18 protein-coding genes are annotated in these 18,730 nt (G+C 50.9%); 2 read left to right on the plus strand and 16 right to left on the minus strand.

Annotated elements, in window-relative coordinates:
* Nucleotides 1–68 precede the first annotated feature (68 nt).
* The 11 genes from L2725_RS18010 to L2725_RS18060 all read right to left on the minus strand — a co-directional run bounded on the left by L2725_RS18010 (nucleotide 69) and on the right by L2725_RS18060 (nucleotide 11,181).
* The gene (locus tag L2725_RS18010; protein ID WP_249250228.1) at nucleotides 69–2,870 is read right to left on the minus strand and encodes an ExeM/NucH family extracellular endonuclease; all 2,802 of its coding nucleotides are present in this window, start codon (nucleotides 2,868–2,870) and stop codon (nucleotides 69–71) included.
* A gap of 492 nt (nucleotides 2,871–3,362) precedes the next feature.
* Entirely contained in the window at nucleotides 3,363–3,749 is a 387-nt protein-coding gene (locus L2725_RS18015; RefSeq protein ID WP_249250230.1) for a VanZ family protein, read from the minus strand.
* A gap of 50 nt (nucleotides 3,750–3,799) precedes the next feature.
* Nucleotides 3,800–5,044, minus strand: a complete 1,245-nt coding sequence (locus L2725_RS18020) for an ABC transporter permease (RefSeq protein WP_249250232.1) — start codon at nucleotides 5,042–5,044, stop codon at nucleotides 3,800–3,802.
* A complete protein-coding gene (locus tag L2725_RS18025) occupies nucleotides 5,041–6,231 on the minus strand; it encodes an efflux RND transporter periplasmic adaptor subunit (RefSeq protein ID WP_249250234.1) in 1,191 nt (396 codons plus the stop codon). Before L2725_RS18025 ends, L2725_RS18020 begins: the two co-directional genes overlap by 4 nt.
* Entirely contained in the window at nucleotides 6,228–7,400 is a 1,173-nt protein-coding gene (locus L2725_RS18030) for an efflux RND transporter periplasmic adaptor subunit (RefSeq protein WP_249250235.1), read from the minus strand. Before L2725_RS18030 ends, L2725_RS18025 begins: the two co-directional genes overlap by 4 nt.
* Nucleotides 7,393–8,355 carry an HlyD family secretion protein gene (locus tag L2725_RS18035; protein ID WP_249250236.1) on the minus strand — a complete coding sequence of 321 codons (963 nt, stop codon included), beginning with the start codon at nucleotides 8,353–8,355 and terminating at the stop codon, nucleotides 7,393–7,395. Before L2725_RS18035 ends, L2725_RS18030 begins: the two co-directional genes overlap by 8 nt.
* Nucleotides 8,345–9,031, minus strand: coding sequence for an ABC transporter ATP-binding protein (locus tag L2725_RS18040; RefSeq protein WP_249250237.1), 687 nt, complete (start codon nucleotides 9,029–9,031; stop codon nucleotides 8,345–8,347). The genes L2725_RS18035 and L2725_RS18040 overlap by 11 nt, the downstream gene beginning before the upstream one ends.
* 115 nt (nucleotides 9,032–9,146) lie before the next feature.
* Nucleotides 9,147–9,497, minus strand: a complete 351-nt coding sequence (locus L2725_RS18045) for a hypothetical protein (protein WP_249250238.1) — start codon at nucleotides 9,495–9,497, stop codon at nucleotides 9,147–9,149.
* Between the two features lie 35 nt (nucleotides 9,498–9,532).
* A complete protein-coding gene (locus L2725_RS18050; RefSeq protein WP_249250239.1) occupies nucleotides 9,533–9,928 on the minus strand; it encodes a hypothetical protein in 396 nt (131 codons plus the stop codon).
* A 78-nt stretch (nucleotides 9,929–10,006) separates the two neighbouring features.
* The gene (locus tag L2725_RS18055; RefSeq protein ID WP_249250240.1) at nucleotides 10,007–10,603 is read right to left on the minus strand and encodes a GNAT family N-acetyltransferase; all 597 of its coding nucleotides are present in this window, start codon (nucleotides 10,601–10,603) and stop codon (nucleotides 10,007–10,009) included.
* 83 nt (nucleotides 10,604–10,686) lie between these two features.
* Complete coding sequence (locus L2725_RS18060) at nucleotides 10,687–11,181, minus strand: GNAT family N-acetyltransferase (RefSeq protein WP_249250242.1); 495 nt, start codon at nucleotides 11,179–11,181, stop codon at nucleotides 10,687–10,689.
* An 84-nt stretch (nucleotides 11,182–11,265) separates the two neighbouring features.
* On the opposite strand from L2725_RS18060, the gene L2725_RS18065 reads away from it, so the two are divergent.
* The gene (locus tag L2725_RS18065; protein WP_249250243.1) at nucleotides 11,266–11,895 is read left to right on the plus strand and encodes a chemotaxis protein; all 630 of its coding nucleotides are present in this window, start codon (nucleotides 11,266–11,268) and stop codon (nucleotides 11,893–11,895) included.
* Entirely contained in the window at nucleotides 11,895–12,638 is a 744-nt protein-coding gene (locus L2725_RS18070; protein ID WP_249250244.1) for an oxygen-binding di-iron domain-containing protein, read from the plus strand. The genes L2725_RS18065 and L2725_RS18070 overlap by 1 nt, the downstream gene beginning before the upstream one ends.
* 111 nt (nucleotides 12,639–12,749) lie before the next feature.
* On the opposite strand, the gene L2725_RS18075 is transcribed toward L2725_RS18070, so the two are convergent.
* From L2725_RS18075 to recR, 5 genes are all read right to left on the minus strand, one after another.
* A complete protein-coding gene (locus L2725_RS18075) occupies nucleotides 12,750–14,054 on the minus strand; it encodes an inosine/guanosine kinase (protein WP_115138194.1) in 1,305 nt (434 codons plus the stop codon).
* Between the two features lie 269 nt (nucleotides 14,055–14,323).
* The gene (gene adk, locus L2725_RS18080; RefSeq protein ID WP_249250245.1) at nucleotides 14,324–14,968 is read right to left on the minus strand and encodes an adenylate kinase; all 645 of its coding nucleotides are present in this window, start codon (nucleotides 14,966–14,968) and stop codon (nucleotides 14,324–14,326) included.
* Between the two features lie 153 nt (nucleotides 14,969–15,121).
* Complete coding sequence (locus tag L2725_RS18085) at nucleotides 15,122–15,970, minus strand: tetratricopeptide repeat protein (RefSeq protein WP_249250246.1); 849 nt, start codon at nucleotides 15,968–15,970, stop codon at nucleotides 15,122–15,124.
* A 92-nt stretch (nucleotides 15,971–16,062) separates the two neighbouring features.
* Nucleotides 16,063–17,976 (minus strand): molecular chaperone HtpG, encoded by a 1,914-nt coding sequence (gene htpG / locus L2725_RS18090; RefSeq protein ID WP_249250247.1) that lies wholly within the window; start codon nucleotides 17,974–17,976, stop codon nucleotides 16,063–16,065.
* Between the two features lie 151 nt (nucleotides 17,977–18,127).
* On the minus strand, nucleotides 18,128–18,727 hold the full coding sequence (recR, locus tag L2725_RS18095; protein WP_115138190.1) for a recombination mediator RecR: 600 nt from the start codon (nucleotides 18,725–18,727) through the stop codon (nucleotides 18,128–18,130).
* Nucleotides 18,728–18,730 lie beyond the last annotated feature (3 nt).

Here is an 18,730-nt window from a genome sequence, read left to right on the forward strand (position 1 = left end):
AGGCAGGCCTTTTTAACAACAAAAAAGCCGGCGCTGACAGCGCCGGCTTAATCACAACAGAATCAGTGTCAGAAATTCACACTGGTGCTGTCCTGCAGACCATTATCATCGGTCACTGTCAGTGTCACTTCATCGGCATCGCGACCACGATAGATGGCAAAGCGGCTGTTTCTCACCGTGCCATCGTTGAACTCCCAACTGTGGCTGACAACACGACCATCAGGGTCATAGCTGCGCGACAGGAAGAAATGCAGGCGGAAGAAGCTTACATGATAAATGCGAGCTACCGGGGCATCACCGGCATCAATGGTTACCGTCTCGGTTACACTATTTTGCGCTCCTGCGTTATCAGTCACGGTCAAAGTCACCTGATAGTCACCTGATGCCGCATAAGCGTGGTTCACCTGTTCACCAACACCCTGGCTGCCATCCCCAAAGTCCCAATTCCAATCAACTATTTCACCATCAGTATCACTGGAGGTGGAAGTAAAACTGGCCTGCAACCCCTGAATTGCTGTGTCAAAAGAGGCTTCAGGAGCTTCGTTGGCAGGTGTCATATCCAAAGACAGAATGACAGGGTCATGATCAGATGAGCGATAGGCATCTGCTGCATACCAATCAACTTGCTGGGACGACGACTTAAACTCAGTGTTGTAATCCAGCGCCCTTGGCTCGTCGGCATTGATATTCCAATGTGCGCCATCCACCAGTTTCTCGGCCAGAGCAGCATTCAACAATGCATGGTCAAGACTGCCGGTTTCACCTGAGAACACATAGGAGTACTCATCTGGCTTCTCAAGCAGGGTGAACAGGTTTTCATACCCAGCTGATTCCAGCTCAGTCACAGGATCTTCCATGGCGTAAGCATTCAGGTCACCCATTACCACAATAGCCTGTTCAGGGTACTCGCTGGCCAACCAGATGTGGATAGCTTGAGCTGCTCGGGTACGGGTCAGGTTACAGTTGCCCTGGCCGTCGCCCTGATCAGGATCACCCAGGCTGTCACAGTTGCTGCCCTTGGACTTAAGATGATTTACCGCAACCACCATAGACTCGTCAGTGGCAACATGGGTAAATGTCTGGGTCAACATTGGACGGTTCTTGGTATCCAGGAACAGCGGCTGCCCATCTGCATCAAGTGGAGAGTTACCACTGTCCAGGATAGAAGCAGCACCTTGCGGGCTGACTACAGCGGGACGATAGATAATACCTACTGCAATGGCGTCGGTACCGATTTGCGATACACCCGGGTTCAGGTAGGCGAACTCGGTACTGCCGGCAGCAGCATTCAGTCCGTTAACCAGATCTGCAATGGCACTGTCAGCACCATATCCGTCGTTTTCAATCTCCATCAAACCAAACACATCGGCGTTAATTGCCAGCATAGCGTTGATGATTTTGTCTCTTTGACGGGTGAACTCTTCAGCAGTATCTGCACCACGTGGGGTTGGGAAGCCACCGCCCACGCCATCACCATTGAAGTAGTTCAGTACGTTAAAGCTGGCTACCTTGAGGTTACCTTCAAGTGAAGGCGCCTCTGTACGGGCATTGGTGTGAACCACATTCACGGTTTCGGTAGGCATCACACGGTATTTGCTGAATGAATAATGCAGCACGCCATCCAGATCCGTGACGCTGTCACCCACCCTCAGGGTGTTGGCCGCACTCAGCTCAGGTGCAGGATATACAACAGGATCCGGGTTCTGCGCGGTTTGATTGTCATCCATCACAATCGAGTCTTTGGCATTGGCAGCGGATACCGCCAGTGCAGGCGCACCCGGCTCAGCGACCTGAGTCCCAATATAGTGGCGACTTGAGCCCAGAATCACTTCACCAAAGCGAGCAAGGTTGTAGACATCATTGACTATCAAATTCTGTGGGAACTTCACCAGCATGCCTTCAAAGGCTTCCAGATCACCGACTTCCGCTACCGGTAAGCTTACCGATACAGATGAAGGCATCACCTGGTCGCTGCCACACAGCAGCTCATCACTGATGTTGCCCAACTGAGTCAGATTGAAAAACTCAGTCACCTGCCCCCGGAAACGTACCAAGTCACCAGCCTGGTAGCTGATATCCGTTGTCCCCAGATAAATAAACAGACCTTCAGAGGTCTCGGCGTCAGCATCAACGTCCGCATCAGGCGTCTGCACGTACAAGCCCTTCAGTCCCGGCATGACAGCAGTGACAACGGCCTGAACGTCCGCAGTGGTATTGACCAGAGGGCTGGCATCGCCGCTGCCCTGAACCGCATGAATCGGTGTTGCTTCAATATCACAGGCAAAATCTACCGGCGGAGGAGGTGGCGGTGTCGTACCACCATCAAAGTTGCCCAGATCATCAAAAGTATTGTTGGCAAAGCCTTCCCAACCCGCCAGCGTCACGGCATCGTCAACTATCGTGTCGGCAGTCAATTCAGTACGGCGCAGGGTATTGTTGGCAGTAGACAGGTCACCACTGCCCCACTCACTACCCGGGTCAATGCCTACCTGGCCCAGACTGTCTACCACAGTGCCATTCTTTTGCAGCACAATGGCGTCATCACCATTAAAAAAGCTGGCTGAACTGGTGAGATCAGTGACCGCTAAAATAGCAGGATCAGCACCATCATCGGCGACAACATAAACGTCACCGGCAGCCAGATTTCCACTCAGTGAAATTCGGGTATTAGCACTGGTTGAACCGTTGAAATAGATATCGAGTTGATATGCAGATAAATCGATAGAAGCAGAAGTTGGATTATATATTTCGACCGCTTTATTAAGAGAGCTGCCCTCTACATATTCGGTAATAATAAGATCATCGGCAGCATAGGACATCATACTGACCCCGCTCAAAGCGAGCGCCAGCACACGTCTTGAATTGGACATGGTAAACCCCTAAAAGTCTATTGACAGTTATTTCTTGGCAAATTAACCAAGGTGTAAGCCAATACTAGCTTCACGTTTGCCTTTAGTTTTCAGCCGGGACTTGATACCGCATGACTCAACCCCAGATTACGCTAATATACAAGACAGGAGTTACAATAAAATGTCAACAAAGTAGCAACATACAACCCATATCTTTGCATATTTACTCTCTATAGGTATTTACTGACCAAATATTAACCACTAAGACCATTTATTTGTTTTCACAAAAGAACAAGCCGGCAACAAAATAACATTTAACCATGCAAAACATGACGATAAACAAAAACAGCAACTCTGTTTATTTTGTTGAGTTTATCTAGTTTACTTACGGGACAATTATTACCTTAGATATAACCCTGATATTTGTCAGGACAATATTCATTGGCTCTCACTTTAATCCCAATTCATTAGTGAACGCAGTTAACCCTTTTAGTGGCAGAGATATAGTCTGGTTCAGCGGCGGCTCATCCAGGCATACATTTTCATAGCCACAAAGCTGAATAAAATAATCCCGACAGCATCTGCCAATAAATCTTGCCAGTCGAGAGTACGATTAGGGAGAAATGACTGGCTGCCCTCTTCCAGCAATGCAAATAGGCTAACCAATAAGGTCCCCCTTAATATCTTCACTCGACCAATACGCCAATATCGACAGGACAAGGCCAGATTTGCGACCAGGGTCAGTGTTCCAAACAAACCAAAGTGTCCTAATTTATCGCCATAGGGGATCCCGGCAATAAACTGGAAAAAGATGCTCTGTTGGCCAGTATTGGCCAGATAGATCACCCAAAGAATAAATCCGAAAAAGCCCAGAGCCAGTGCTGAAAGCCAATACTTCATTTCAATACTCATATAAATAGAGAAGGGAGCAGATGCTCCCTTCTCTAATCCTAATCCCGCTGCAACGCCACTATAGGGTCCAGCTGCGCCGCTTTTCTGGCAGGGTATAGACCAAACCCTATGCCTACCGCCATGCAAACCCCCAGCGACAGCAAAATAGCAAAAGGGGACCAGGCAACCGGCCAACCCGCCGCGGTTGCAATCACCATAGCCAACAACATGCCCATGGCAATACCAATAAGCCCGCCTGTGGCTGAAATCACCACACTTTCCAGCAGGAACTGTCTGGCAATATCTTTCTGCCTGGCACCCAGCGCCCGGAGCAACCCGATCTCCCCGGTTCGTTCCAGAATGGTGGCCAGCATAATATTCATAATGCCTATCCCCCCTACCAGCAGGGAGATCCCGGCAACACAAGCCATCACAATATTAAAGATATTCTGGGTGCGCTGGTGTTGAGCCAAAAGATCCGCCGGAACCACCACATCGAAATCCTGCTCACCACCGTGGCGACGTGACAACAGATGATTCAAAGATGCAGCGGCCAAAGACGGTTCTACGCCATCGGCCAGAGCCAACTTGAGCCTGTCCAGCTGATCTTCAAGTGGAGCAATATTCATTTTCTTCAGTGCGGTACTCAGGGGAATAAACACCTGGTTACGCTCACCGCCGAGTTTAACGCCTTCAATTTTGGACTTAATCTCCTCCCCCTCGGCCAGCACACCTATCACGGTAAACCACTGATGATTGACCTTGATCAGTTGCTCAAGCGCCTGTCCCCGGGGAAACAAGCTTCTGGCAGCCTCAGGCCCCAATACCGCCACCTGGGTATAGTGAAGTTCATCGTCTTCATTGATCGCCCGCCCGGATGCAAGCTTCATGGCACTGAGAGAAAAATAGCTTGTCGTGACACCCACGACTCTGGCATCACTGGTACCATTGGCGCTGAACAGGCTATAGGTTTTTATCTGCTTCTCTGCACTCCACTGGTTGATAAAGGGCAAGGTATCACCAACCGCATCCACATCCCGCAGGCTGAGACCAACACTGTGCTCCCGCACGGCTTTGAGCGACTCACCTGTCAGAGGACGGCTGTCCACCACCAGGTTGCGCACGCCCATGGACTCAATCATCTTAAGCGCTTCCTTTTCCGCCCCTTCCCCCACACTCAGCATGGCAATTACGGCCCCGACACCGAATATCATCCCCAACAACGTCAAAGCAGTGCGCAGTTTATGGTGGCGCATTTCAGCAAAAGCCTGATTAATACCCGGCCAAATCCCCGACTGTCTCATCTTATTTCTCCCGGCCGGGTCAGTGCCACGACATCACCAGATTGCAGTCCACTGGCAATCACTGTGCGGTTAAGGCTGCGTTGTGCAGGTTCCACTGTTTGCTGACGATACTCGCCGCCATCGCGAACAAATACCCAATATTTACCATCCTTTTGGAACAAAGCCTGGTTAGGCACGGTAATGCCAGTGTCCAAATCCAGCACATCTATGCTGGCAGAGACCTGACGTCCGGGTTTCATCAACCCGGGTAAGGTTTCATCCAGCGCGACCACCAGCTCAAAGTAGTTTACCGGGCTGTCTTTCTCTCTGGGTTTTGCCAGCGCGTCCACCTGAGATACTGTGCCGGTGAAAACCCTTTCAGGGTATGCATCCAGCCTCACCTCAGCCCGTTTGCCCACCGCCAGTCCTGCGGCTTCGGACTCAAGTACATAGAGTCTGGCCTGCATCCTGGACGTATCTGGCAATATGCCGATCTCCATGCCCGACCACACCATGTCACCAATAGCTGGCTCTTCACCACTCCAGCCACGACGATAGACAAAAATGCCATCGTGGGGAGCCTTAATCTCCATAAAGGCCAGATTGTTTTCATATCGGTTCATCTTGCTCAAATGGCTTTTCTGTTTCAGCTCCAGCAAAGACTGCTCCGCCTGTGCCTGACTGTCATGCTGATCAAGTCCCCAGCCCAGATAGTCCTGCCGGGCTTCCAGATAGGATTGATTACGCATCTGATCGATAATGTCTATCTTGGTGTAAACACGCTCATCCTCGCTGAAAAACCGTCTGGCCAGCTCCAACTCTTCATCGTTGACGTCAGCATCCAGGTTCAGCTGGCGACTGGCCGTGGTGTCTTTCTCTGTCTGTATCTCTTTGTCCAGACCCAGTTTGTCGAAGGCAAAACGCTCCAGCTCAAGATTGTGGCTCTCCCGTGAAGGGTCGAGTCTGGCAACCACGTCCCCGGCCTTTACTTCACTGAAGTTGTCCCTGATCCAGGCCAGAGACTGAGGCCCTCTGAGACGGGGAGGAACCGTAACCGCCGTGGATTGGCTGGCTTCCAGCTCTCCCTGAGCGGGGATCCTGACTTCCAGCCCGGAGTCGGCCACAGTCATGGTCAATACATCCTGGCGCGCACCATCACTGCAGCCAGCCAACAGCCCCAGGGTAAACATTGCATAAATCAGTCTCATGGCATGCGTACCTCATCGCCCGGGGTCAGGCCGTCGACTATGGTTACCATGCCATCTCCCCTGACGCCGACTTCAACCGGCTGGCGTCGGTCGCCAAACAGGGATGGCACAAATACATAGGCTTCTCCTGCATCGTAGTGCACGGCCCGGCTGGGCAATAACATCGCATCGGCACGGGAAGGCAGTTCAATTTTGATTTTGGCAGTCATTCCCGGACGCATGAGTTCGGTATCCGGGTCGTCAATACTGGCCAGGGCATCGAATACCATTAACGGCATCTCCTGATTCTTGGGCCTGAATACGGCGCCAAGCTCGGTGATCTGCCCCAGAAATCTGCGCTCTGGGTTGGCATCGAGACGAATACTTACCTTTTGTCCCAGAGCCAAACGCCGGGCTTCGACTTCAGGTATCTCCATTTTGACCCGCATCATAGTCAAATCAGCGATGCTGACGACTGTGCCACCGGCAAAAATAGACTGACCTTCCTGAATTTTGTTGCCCTCGGGATCTGTGCCATAAACCAGAATCCCCTCTCTGGGGGACTTAAGCGTCATCGCCTTAATCGCGTTCTGAAGAGCACTCACCTCAGATGCAAACTTCTGTCTGTCGCCTTCCAGCATGGCTTCGCGCTGGGTGATACTCGCTTTCTCCAGCTCCAGCTTACGCTTAACCAGGGCTACTCTGTCTTTGGCGATTTCCGCATCCCGTTGATATTTGAGCCTGTCAATTTTGGCAACCGTATCATCAGAGATGTTGAACTTCATATCTGCCTTTTCATGCTCCATTTGAGCCTGGGCAAGATCCAGTTTAAGTTCCTCTATCTTCTGCGCATTTCTGAGTCGAGAGGTTTCTATGTCCTGTACTGTGGCATCCAGCTCTGCCTGCTTTACCTGCAGTCGCTGAGCAATTTCCGAGGTGTCCAAACTGGCCACCACTGTCCCCTCGCTGACCTGCTTTCCTTCCGGTGCCAACTGCTTCACCTGATATTGCCAAACCCGCCTCAGTGCCGGGGGCATCATGGATACTGTCCCGGCAGATTCCAACTCTCCGGTCACTTCAATGGACTGAGGTAAGGCTCCCTGAGTTACCTCAGTCACAGGGGCTTTTTCACAGCCGGACAGGACCAGTGTCGCCATCAGCAATACCAACAGGTTTCTGTTATCAGCCATTGGATTTTTCCTCCAATACCACCTGCACACTCATGCCCGGCTGCAACACCAGATCCGGAGCATCAATACTCAGCTCCACCTCAAACCAGTTACTTTGCCCCCAGGCCTGCTTCTGCTGTGCCTGGCTACTGATTCGGGTCACTCTGGCGTTAAACTCATTTTCCAACTGAGCATCCAGTCGTAGTGTGGCACTGTCGCCTATGGCCAGTTTGTCGATATCAACCTCATTCACCCAGGCTTTTACCTGCAAACCATCCATGGCTGGAATATCTGCAATCAAGCGTCCGACCTGCACAGTATCCCCAACCTCTGTCTTGCGCTTGGAGCGAAAGTTATAGGCATAAAGCAAGGGGCCGGCAAATCTGGCTTTCAACTCAAGACTGTCGAGATCTGTCATGGCGCGCTCCAATTTGAGCCGCGCCTCTTCACGGTCCAGAGCAAGCTTTTCCATCGTTGCTTTCTGCCTGGCTTCCGCCTCTTCCAGGGCTTTTTTAGCTTTGCTCAACTCAGCCCTCGTTTGCAGCAAATTAAACTGGTTATCGGCGTACTCTTTGGCCGCAATAAACTCAGCCGGGATCTCGGCATCCAAACCGGCTTTTTCCACCTCCAGTCTGGCCTTTTTGAGATTGAATCTGGCCTGCAGTAAAGCAGCCTGAAGCTCATTTTTCTGACTTTGCTCCTGGGCCGTTACCCTGAGCAAAGTCGCTTCCAACTGTTCAATCTGATTGTCGATCTCGCTTTTATCGAATATCACCACTGTCTGTCCCGGACTGGCTATCTCCCCTTCGGGTAGCATCCACTGGATCTGATAGCGCCAGGCTCTGCCAGCTTTGGGGACAGTAAAACGCTGGGATTCTGCTGAAGCAATCTGGCCTGACAGCACCAGTGCCGACGCTGGTAAAGGAATGGCCAACAGTGCGCCAAGACTTAAACTGAGATAAAGGTTACGCAGCATGATGATCACGCTCTTCTATTTTGACTATCTGACCATCCCGCATGCGAATGATTCGCTGAGCATAAGCAGCGACCTCCTCTTCATGGGTCACTAAAATGATGGTTTGTCCGGCCCGGTGCAGCTCGGTGAACAGTTCCATAATCTCCACTGAGGTTTTACTGTCCAGCGCCCCGGTAGGTTCATCAGCCAACAAAATGGCAGGTCGATTGACCAGTGAACGGGCAATGGCTACCCGTTGACGCTGGCCACCCGACAGCTGATTGGGTCTGTGGTCCATGCGTGTGTCCAGACCAACTCTGGTAAGCAGGGCTTTAGCGTGGGTTTCATCACCCGCAGGAGAGTCAGAGAAACGCAGTGGCAAGAGTACATTGTCCAGTGCAGATAAACGGGGTAACAGGTGGAAGCTTTGGAATACAAATCCGATATCCCGATTACGGGCTGCCGAAAGGTCATCATCACTGAGTTCAGCGACTTCACGGTTGTTAAGACGGTAGCTGCCGGACGTGGGGCGGTCCAGACAACCAATAATATTCATCAGAGTGGATTTACCGGAACCTGAGGGGCCCATAATGGCCACAAACTCATTGGCCTTAATCTCGAAGCCGACCCCTTTAAGGGCCTGAACTTCTGCCTCTCCCATGCGGTAGGACTTGGTCAGCCCGCTTACTGTTATCATTCTATGTAGCTCACAACTTTCCCTGCCAGTTCAGCAGTCTGCCTTGCAATGGCAGACAAGCCAATACTGTTTAAACTAATTTGCAATCCATGCAAAGCCGCACAACTAATAAGAGTTACAAAATACTTGAGAGTAATACCGCAGTTACTGCCCCCTGCATCAACCATAGCCAGCGCGAAAGGCTTTTCGCTGGGCTTTCTTCAGTGCTCAATCGGTAGATTTCCCAGATGGCCGCCAGGGCGTACTGCAGGGCGATAAAGAGTAACAAAGTGTAATTCTGGCCAAGATTAAGCAGCTCGAAACCGGCGGCCGCCAACACGATAACAGCCAACACCTGAGGGACCATGAGTCCGGCAATCCAACGCTGGGAGACGCCGTTTTCCAACGACTCTCCTCTCAGCTCTTTTAACTGCATCATCAATACGGCCAGTGCTAAAAAGGCTGCAACCAATATTCCTGGTGTCATCAGGTTTCTCCTGCCAGTTAATGTGGTCAGCTCAATTACATTGTTGCCATAATCCAGTAATCCAGCCTGGCCTTGGGGTCCGCCATAATGGCTTTACATTTATCCTTGTAAGTTGCCATAAGACCGCGCAGGTCGCTGGCATCCTTCATGGTCATAATCTTGTTCTGTCTTGCTTGCTCCAACGCCTCAGCCAGGGCTTCAGCACCAAGGTACTGTCCTGCCAGATTCTGGGCTTCCGTGGCCTGAGATTTCAGCCTGGACGAGACAGCCGCCATTTGCGGAGAGTCAACCGCGGCAATGGCTTCAGACGCTATCTGATAATAGGCAGCGCAATCCATCAATTCGCCGGTAAAGGCTTGCTCAGCCTCACCCGCCACAGCAATTGGAGAACAAAATACTGCAGCCAAAAGTGTCATCTTAAATTTCATCATCTTTCCCCTGATAAGAAGCTTCAACTCCAGGACTCAGTACCATCCCGGGACAGCCCTGTCGTAATAGTGTTGCCGATGCTAAGTGTGACGTTGCAATCTGAATTCCAGGTCATGTTTTACCGCCGCCCATTCACTGTCGATAATCGAGAACACCACAGTATCGCGGCGGATGCCATCTTGTGTGATTCTGTGATTGCGCAGCACACCATCCTGCCTTGCGCCCAGGCGACTGATAGCCTGGCGGGATCTGTGGTTGTGCCAGTGGGTTCTGAACTCAACGGCAATCACGCCCAGAGTTTCAAAGGCATAGGTCATCAGCAGCAATTTAGACTCACTGTTAATACCTGTCTGCCAGCAGCGTTTGGCATACCAGGTATAACCAATCTCCAATCGCTTATGGGGCCTTTCCCAATTACAGATTCGGGTACAGCCAACTATGTCACCGTTGCATTTATCCCTCACAGCAAACGCAATGGCCGTACCCGCAGCCTGCATAGCCAGCGCTTTATCAATATAGTCAGAGACATCTTCAGGACGGGGCACGCCGGTAAACCACAGCTCCCACAAATCGCCGTCAGTGACCGCTGTTTGCATAGCCGGAATATGCTCTCGTGATAGCGGCTCCAGATTTACCCGATTGCCCTTAAGGAAAACATCTTGTGTTGTCGCAGTCACACCGACTCCCTGGTGCGTGATTCAAGTCGCATCAAATTACCAAAACGGGAGCCGGATCGCGATAGAGGAGAAAAAATTTATCTTCAGCGGTAAAGGTCTACACAAGAATCATCAGGAGTGAGCTGGATAGTGGAGTGAAAGCGCAGCCCCAGCTTTTTCAGTAGCGAGATGGAGGGACCATTGTTACTGTCGACGATAGCAACAACCGGGTGGATATTTTTCTCTTTGGCTTCCTGCATCACTGCAACACAGGCTTCAATGGCATAGCCCTGTCCAAAATACTCTGGCAGCAGAGCGTACCCTATATCCACATGCTCAAGTTGCGGCCGTTTCACCAAGCCACACAGTCCGACAACGTCGCCAGTAGCTCTCAACTGAACCCGATACATTCCAAAGCCATTTTCCCGATAACTTTTCACCGGCCCATCCAGGATATATTCGACAGCCTGCTGCTGTGTTCGCACACCTCTGTCGCCTATATAGCTGAGAAACCCCTGACTGTTGAGCAGTGCCAACATAAAATCTGCATCGGTTTCATCCAAATGGCTTAAGGTCAGTCTTTCAGTCTGAATCATCATAAGTATTAATTAATTGAGTAGCTTAACCAGCATAACAGCACATCCGAACTATACTTTCCAGAAGTCTAACACGGAGTGTTTACTATGACTGATCAGCAGCCTCAAAAGCGCCCCTATTATGTCATCGTGGCTCAGGTCGCCGCCGAACTGAATAAAACCCTGGCAAGCTGCCGCCAAATCAACCTTACCGCCAGTAATGCACAAGCAGCATCAACCCGGATTGGTAACTCTGCAATGGGGTTTAAGGTGTTGACCCACTTTATCGACGAACTGGCCAGTGAAACCCAAAAAGCTGCAAGAGATATTAACTATCTGGCCCGTCAGGCCAGCACCCTCTCCACCTATATAGCCCGCTCTCAAATGGCATTGAAACAGTTTGCCCATGCCAGACAAAAACTGGGAACCCACACAGCGCAACCTGCCATGAAACGAGCAGAGGAACAAACCAGAGAGAAGTTTCACAGCCAACGAAGCGAGTTCAACGGCATGATAGAGCAGATCCAATCCAATCTTGATGATCTGAAAAAGACACTGAGAACAGCCAATGCATTGGCATCAGTGTGTCGTATCGAAGCCTGCCGGGTCGATAAACAAAACCAGGACACCTTTATCGGTGTTGCTGACAAAGTCGATGAGGTTGCAGAGGCAATTCGTCAGCGGGTGGATACCGCTGTCACTCTGTTTACCCAAACTGAAGAGAAGGAAGCCGCCTGATGAAATGCCACCAGCTGATTGAAACCCCAACTCACAAATGGGTCTTCTTCGGGCGAGATCCTGAAAAACCCAATAAAATTATCGACACCAACCAGTACATGGTCATTACCTCAAACAAGGCGCTGTTGATGGATCCGGGCGGTATTGAACTGTTTGCCCCTATGCTGGCAAATATCGTCAAAATGATTCCTCTGGAGCAGCTAACCCACCTGTTTGCCTCCCACCAGGACCCGGACATTATCTCTTCCCTTGGACTCTGGGATCAGACGCTGCCGGATGCCAAACTCTATTCAGCCTGGATGTGGGAAGGCTTTATCCGCCATTTTGGGATGGACAACATCAGTTATGAAGCTATACCCGATGAAGGTATGAGCATTAACCTTGAGCAGGTTGAACTGAAATTTATTCCTGCCCACTATCTCCACTCTTCGGGTAACTATCACGTTTATGACCCTGCCGCCAAAGTGTTGATGTCAGGAGATGTTGGGGCTGCGCTGGAGGGCCCGGAAGCAGACATATTTGTAGAAGACTTTGACGCTCACACTCAAAAGATGCGCTTTTTTCACCAACGCTGGATGCCCTCCAATACCGCCAAGAACGACTGGATTGCGAGAGTCAGGCAGTTGGATATTGAATACCTCTGCCCGCAACATGGGCGGATCTTTCAGGGTAAACAAGTCGCTCAATTCCTCGACTGGTTCGAACAACTGGATGTGGGGACTGGCATCAACAGAAGCGCATAAACAGAAAAAGGGCCACGGGCCCTTTTTAGTTGTTGGCCTAAATATAAAACGCCCGATGAAATTCATCAGGCGCTTCTATTAGAGCAAGGAAGCAGCGCTATACCAGCTGTATCAACGTCCCCAGTAGCTTTCTTCCAGGCTGTCTTCGCGCTCCGGCAGGCCACGGGACAAACGTGGGCTGTGTTGCGCCAGCACTTCATAAGCTACGCGGTTGGCGTACTTACAGATCTGGGAGAATGAGGAGTAACACAGACCATCACGCTTGTGCTTGCTTGAGCCAGGGACATTCGCCTTATGGAAGGTATTGGCCGAGAGATCATGCAGCAAAGCAGACAGAGCGCCATCACCTGCACCATTGGTGTTACGGATACGCTCAGGACCACCCATGTATGGGGAGATGTGAGCATATACCTTCAGTGGGTTCTCGCAATCCGCCTTGTTCTTTGGACGGGAGAACTCGTAACGGTTGAACTCAGGGATCGAGCCTGGCAGCAGCTGATGAGAGGTCTCACGCTTTTCGGCATCATCCGCATATCCCGCCGTGTACAAACCAACCGGGCCAGCCGTCAGCAGAATCATATCGCACCACTCCAGCGCCGCTTCACAGGCCAGCAGAGGGTCTTTATGACCTGTCAAAGCCTCAGCTTCATCTTCGTTCATGGCCAGAATAGTCACATGCTCGGAGATAAAGTTTTGCCACCAAACCGGGTCTTCAGCAATCAGGAAACGGGTACCCAGAGTCAGCACAACCGGCACATCGGCCTCTTTGGCGAACTGAATCGCTGTCATGGCTGCATCGGTAATGCCATCGCCTTCGCTGGCACGCATCAGGTAAGCAGTTAACACCAACGCTGAACCACCCTGTACGACTTCTTTATTGATGTAGTCAGGTGTCAGCTTGTCCATGGCGCCTTTACTGATAGCAAAAGTACGCTCACCACACTCGGAGATAAGGGTGAAACAACGGCCGATAGGACCATCAACAGGCTGCAGGTAGTTCAGATCAACTTTGGATGAGGTATGACACAGGTAACGATAGGAGTAGCTGCCTACTTCGATATTCTTTGACATCACGCCAAACAGCACAGAGCGATCGTCGGCCAGAATAGAGTAGTTGTGAACTGTATTGCCAATGGTGCCACCGGCAAACTCATCACTGATAAGACCGTTGGCTTGCAACTCAGTGTACAGCGCATGAGCCTGCTCATCATTGATCAGTGTAGAGTTACCCTTGGGCAACTGATAGCGGGTCAGCAGTTCATCTTCTACCTTGGCTTCAATATCAACCAGAGTCTGGTCAATGCCGCTGATGTAGGTAGTAAAAGGCTCGGGTAACTGAGTCAGCTGAGCCAACAGAGGATCACGGGTTTTGACTGGAAAGTAGTGCTTGGATTTGCGCTGACCGGGAAACTTCATATCTCATTCTCTGTTGCGGCTTCCTTGCACTACGGATAACGACTCGCTCCTGCCGCCATCTGGAAAATTTAGCTTACGCCAGAATTGAACTGTGCTGCAATCTGCAACCCGTTCTGTGGGGGTCTGGCGTAAAGGCCGCAGATTCTATCACAAAATCCTCAGCGCACCAGTCACCCAGAAGTGATTTATCCCAGAGACCAGAGATGATATTTGTCAGCCCATAAATACAAAAAAACCCGCAAATGCGGGCTTTTTGAGCAAAGTAAAACTTACTTCAGCGCTTCTACAACAGCTGCGGTAACGTCAGAAACAGACTGAGTACCATCAAACTTGCTGTACTTGGTGTTACCTTCGGCAGCCATCTTGCCATAGTAGTCAACCAGTGGCTTGGTCTGTTCGTGGTAAATATCCAGACGCTTGCGAACAGTCGCTTCTTCGTCATCCGGACGGATAACCAGTTCTTCACCGGTCACGTCATCTTTACCTTCCACTTTAGGTGGATTGAATACCACGTGGTAGGTACGACCGGAACCTGGGTGAACACGACGGCCGCTCATACGCTTGACGATCTCTTCATCAGGTACGTCGATTTCAATCACGTGATCAATGCCGATACCGTTGGCAACCATGGCATCCGCCTGTGGAATGGTACGTGGGAAACCGTCCAGCAGGAAGCCCTTGGCACAGTCGTCCTGGGCAATGCGCTCTTTAACCAGACCGATGATCAGGTCGTCAGATACCAGCTGACCTGCATCCATCACCTTCTTGGCTTCCAGACCCAGTGGAGTACCAGCTTTCACTGCTGCGCGCAGCATGTCACCGGTGGAGATCTGTGGAATACCAAAGTGCTCCATAATAAATTGAGCCTGGGTTCCTTTACCGGCACCCGGGGCACCCAATAGGATAATGCGCATCTCTGAAATCCTCTCGTTTCGCATTCGTATATGTTTTCGGGCAGCGATCTTCGCACATATAGCTGCCATATAGAAGGGGTTTTACTAAGACCTTAGACTAAGCTCGCTTAATATTTCATCGTCTTATCGAATTAGTTCTGCCCCGACTTTAGATCAGTAAAGCAATGAGTACAGCTTACGGCGATATTGATTGGCCAGCGCGTTGCCTTGCCCTATCGCGGTCAGGATATCCAGAAATGCCTGCTTGACCTCACCATTGCCTGCCGACAGGTCTTTTTGCAGTACTTCAAACAACAGCTCCAACGCTTCTTCATCGCGTCTGGCCTGGTGCAGCGCTTTAGCCAACGCCTGTCTCACCTGCAGATTGTCCGGTTGCGCTTCAAATTTCTGTTGCAGGTCACGTATCTCCGGCGTATCAGCCGCTTCTTCAGCCAATTGCAGCTTGGCCATCAGGTTTTGATAAAAACTGTCCTGACCGGCAAGACCCACAGATTCGAGCTGAGCCTTGGCGGCAACCAGATCATGGTTTTGCAGATAAGCATCCGCCAACGCCAGGCTGATATCATCACCCGGCTTTTCCTGCTGAGCCTCAATTAACAGGGAAATGGCATTAGTCAGCGCCTGCGCATCTGGCTCTTGTGCCAGAATCTGTCTGGCTTCGTTAAGCTTCAACTCCCAGGCTGCCGGCAGGTGTTTTTCCAGCATAGCAGTCAGCAAAGCTGCATCCTGAGGTCCCACCACGCCATCTACCGGCTGACCTTTACTCAGCACCATAATGGTAGGCAGCGACTGAATACGGAAATAGGAGGCGATCTCCATTTCAGTTTCACAGTCCACCTTGGCCAGGATATAGCGTCCCTGACACATCTGTTCCAGCAAGGCGGTCACACTGAGACTTTCAGGTTGTTGCTGGGCCCAGAATGCCAACACCACCACTTTTTCCATACTGGCGTTGACGACGTCCTGAATATTCTCTTTGGTAAGGTTAACAATGGTTTCCATATTATTCCCCAGCCCCTGTAACCGAGCGATATTTGCTCAGTCATACGGTCTTATTCAACAAAACGGGGCCTAGAGGCCCCGTTAATTCCAGCTTACTTCAGGCCGGCAACCAGCATCTTATTCATCAGTTTAATAAAACTTGATGGGTCTGCCAGATTCCCTTTCTCGGACAACTGCGCCTGCTGCAGGATCAGGTTGGCCCAATCTCCGAACGCCTGCTCATCCTGCTCGTCGTTAAGGCGTTGCACCAGAGGATGGTTCGGGTTCACCTCAAATACCGGCTTGGACTCAGGGATCTGCTGGCCTGCTGCCTGCATCAGCTTGATCATCTGGGAAGACATTTCGCCCTCTCCGGCAACAACACAAGCTGGGGTGTCAGTCAGACGAGTGGTCACCTTCACCTCTTTAACCTGCTCGCCCAGCGCAGTTTTAAAGCGTTCCACCAAAGATTCGCTCTCTTTGGCCAGCTTTTCCTGCTCCTGCTTTTCCGCATCATCTTCCAGCTCACCCAGGTCAAGATCCCCCTGAGTCACGCTATGCAGTTGTTTCTCTTTAAAGTCGCTCAGATGATTAACCAGCCACTCGTCGATGCGCTCACTCATCAACAGTACTTCAACGCCTTTCTTGCGCAGTAACTCCAGATGAGGGCTGTTGGCTGCAGCTTCGTAGCTGTCGGCAACAATGTAGTAAATGTGCTTCTGGCCCTCTTTCATACGACCGATATAGTCGTCCAGAGAGACAGTTGTCGCCGCTGATTCAGTGTGCGTAGAAGCAAAACGCAGCAGGCCTGCAATACGTTCTTTGTTGGCAGCATCTTCTGCCGGGCCTTCTTTCATTACCTGGCCGAACTCAGTCCAGAATTGCTGGTACTTATCGGCGTCATCTTTGGCCAGCTTTTCCAACATGCTCAGGACACGCTTGGTCAATGCATTGCGCAGAGTACGGGTTACTTTGTTGTCCTGCAGGATCTCGCGGGACACGTTAAGTGGCAGATCATTGGAGTCAATCAGACCCTGAACAAAGCGCAGGTATGACGGCATAAACTGCTCTGCGTCATCCATAATAAATACGCGCTGAACAAAGAGTTTCAGGCCATGTTTACGGTCACGGTTCCACATATCCCATGGGGCTTTTGCCGGGATATACAGCAAGCTTGTGTATTCCTGATTGCCTTCCACTTTGTTGTGAGACCAGGTCAGAGGGTCGGAATAGTCGTGGGAGATATGCTTATAGAACTCCTGATACTCTTCATCAGACACTTCTGACTTGGCACGCATCCACAATGCGGTGGCCTTGTTCATGGCTTTCCACTGGCCTTCAGTCGCCGGGATTTCTTCGCCATCAGGACCGTCGCTTTCAGGGCTGCCCTCTTCCCACATCTCTACCGGAATTGAGATATGATCTGAATACTTGGTGATGATAGAGCGCAGACGCCAGTCATCGGCAAACTCTTTCTCTTCTTCACGCAGGTGCAGAGTAATCTCGGTACCACGGCTGTTTTTGGTAATGCTTTCCACGGTGAAGTTACCCTCACCTTCTGACTCCCACTTAACCCCTTCATCAACACCATGACCGGCTGCACGGGTGCGCACAGTCACCTTGTCCGCTACGATAAAGGCGGAGTAGAAGCCCACACCAAACTGGCCGATCAGCTGAGAGTCACGGGCCGCATCACCGGACAGATTTTTGAAAAATTCAGCAGTACCGGACTTGGCAATGGTTCCCAGGTGCTCAATCACACCATCACGGGTCATACCGATACCATTGTCTTCGATAGTAATGGTACGCTTCTCGCTGTCAGTGCTGATGCGAACCCGCAGTTGACCATCACCTTCATACAGGGCGTCATTGGTTAATGCCATATAGCGCAGTTTGTCAGCGGCATCGGCAGCATTGGACACCAGCTCACGCAAAAAGATCTCTTTGTTGGAGTACAAAGAGTGAATCATCAAATGCAGCAGCTGTTTTACTTCGGTCTGAAAACCATGAGTTTCCTGATGTGACATGAATATTTCCCTTGTTGTTACACAATGAATTTCGTTCTTGATAAAGAAATGGGGCCTGGATACAACATTTCAAGGGGAAAAATTAACTGAACAAACAAGCGGCTAAAAAAAAACCAGACACAAGGTCTGGTTTTTGGATTCAAGTTTGATGTTACAAAGACTGTCTGCCGGTAAATGCCAGTGCCAGCGTAGTGCTGTCGACATACTCCAGCTCGCCGCCAACGGGAACCCCATGGGCAATACGGCTGATGTTTATCTGATAACGTCTGGCGATATCGGCGATGTAATGCGCTGTGGCATCCCCTTCTACTGTCGGGTTGGTGGCGAGGATCAGTTCTGACACTTCTCCTCCGGCCAGATGCTCCTCCAGCAATGACAATCCCAGTTCTTCAGGCCCGACACCATCCAGCGGTGACAGGTGGCCCAGCAGCACAAAATAACGACCGCTGAAATGCCCACCCGCTTCAATTGCCAGCACGTCTGCCGGCGTTTCTACCACACAAATGGTATCGGATTTCCCCCGGCGACTGCTGTCGCAAATAGGACATAGTTCCTGTTCGGTAAAAGTTCGGCAGGAACGACAATGACCCACTTCGCTCATTGCTCTGCCCATTACATCGGCCAATGCCTTACCCGCAGGTCTTCCACGCTCGAGCAGGTGGAATGCCATACGCTGGGCAGATTTTGGGCCGACACCGGGTAGGCAACGCAAAGATTGGATCAACTCATCCACCAGAGGAGAAAACTTCATTGC

Origin of the sequence: Shewanella corallii (genome assembly GCF_023349125.1) — a bacterium.
Lineage (GTDB): Bacteria > Pseudomonadota > Gammaproteobacteria > Enterobacterales > Shewanellaceae > Shewanella > Shewanella corallii.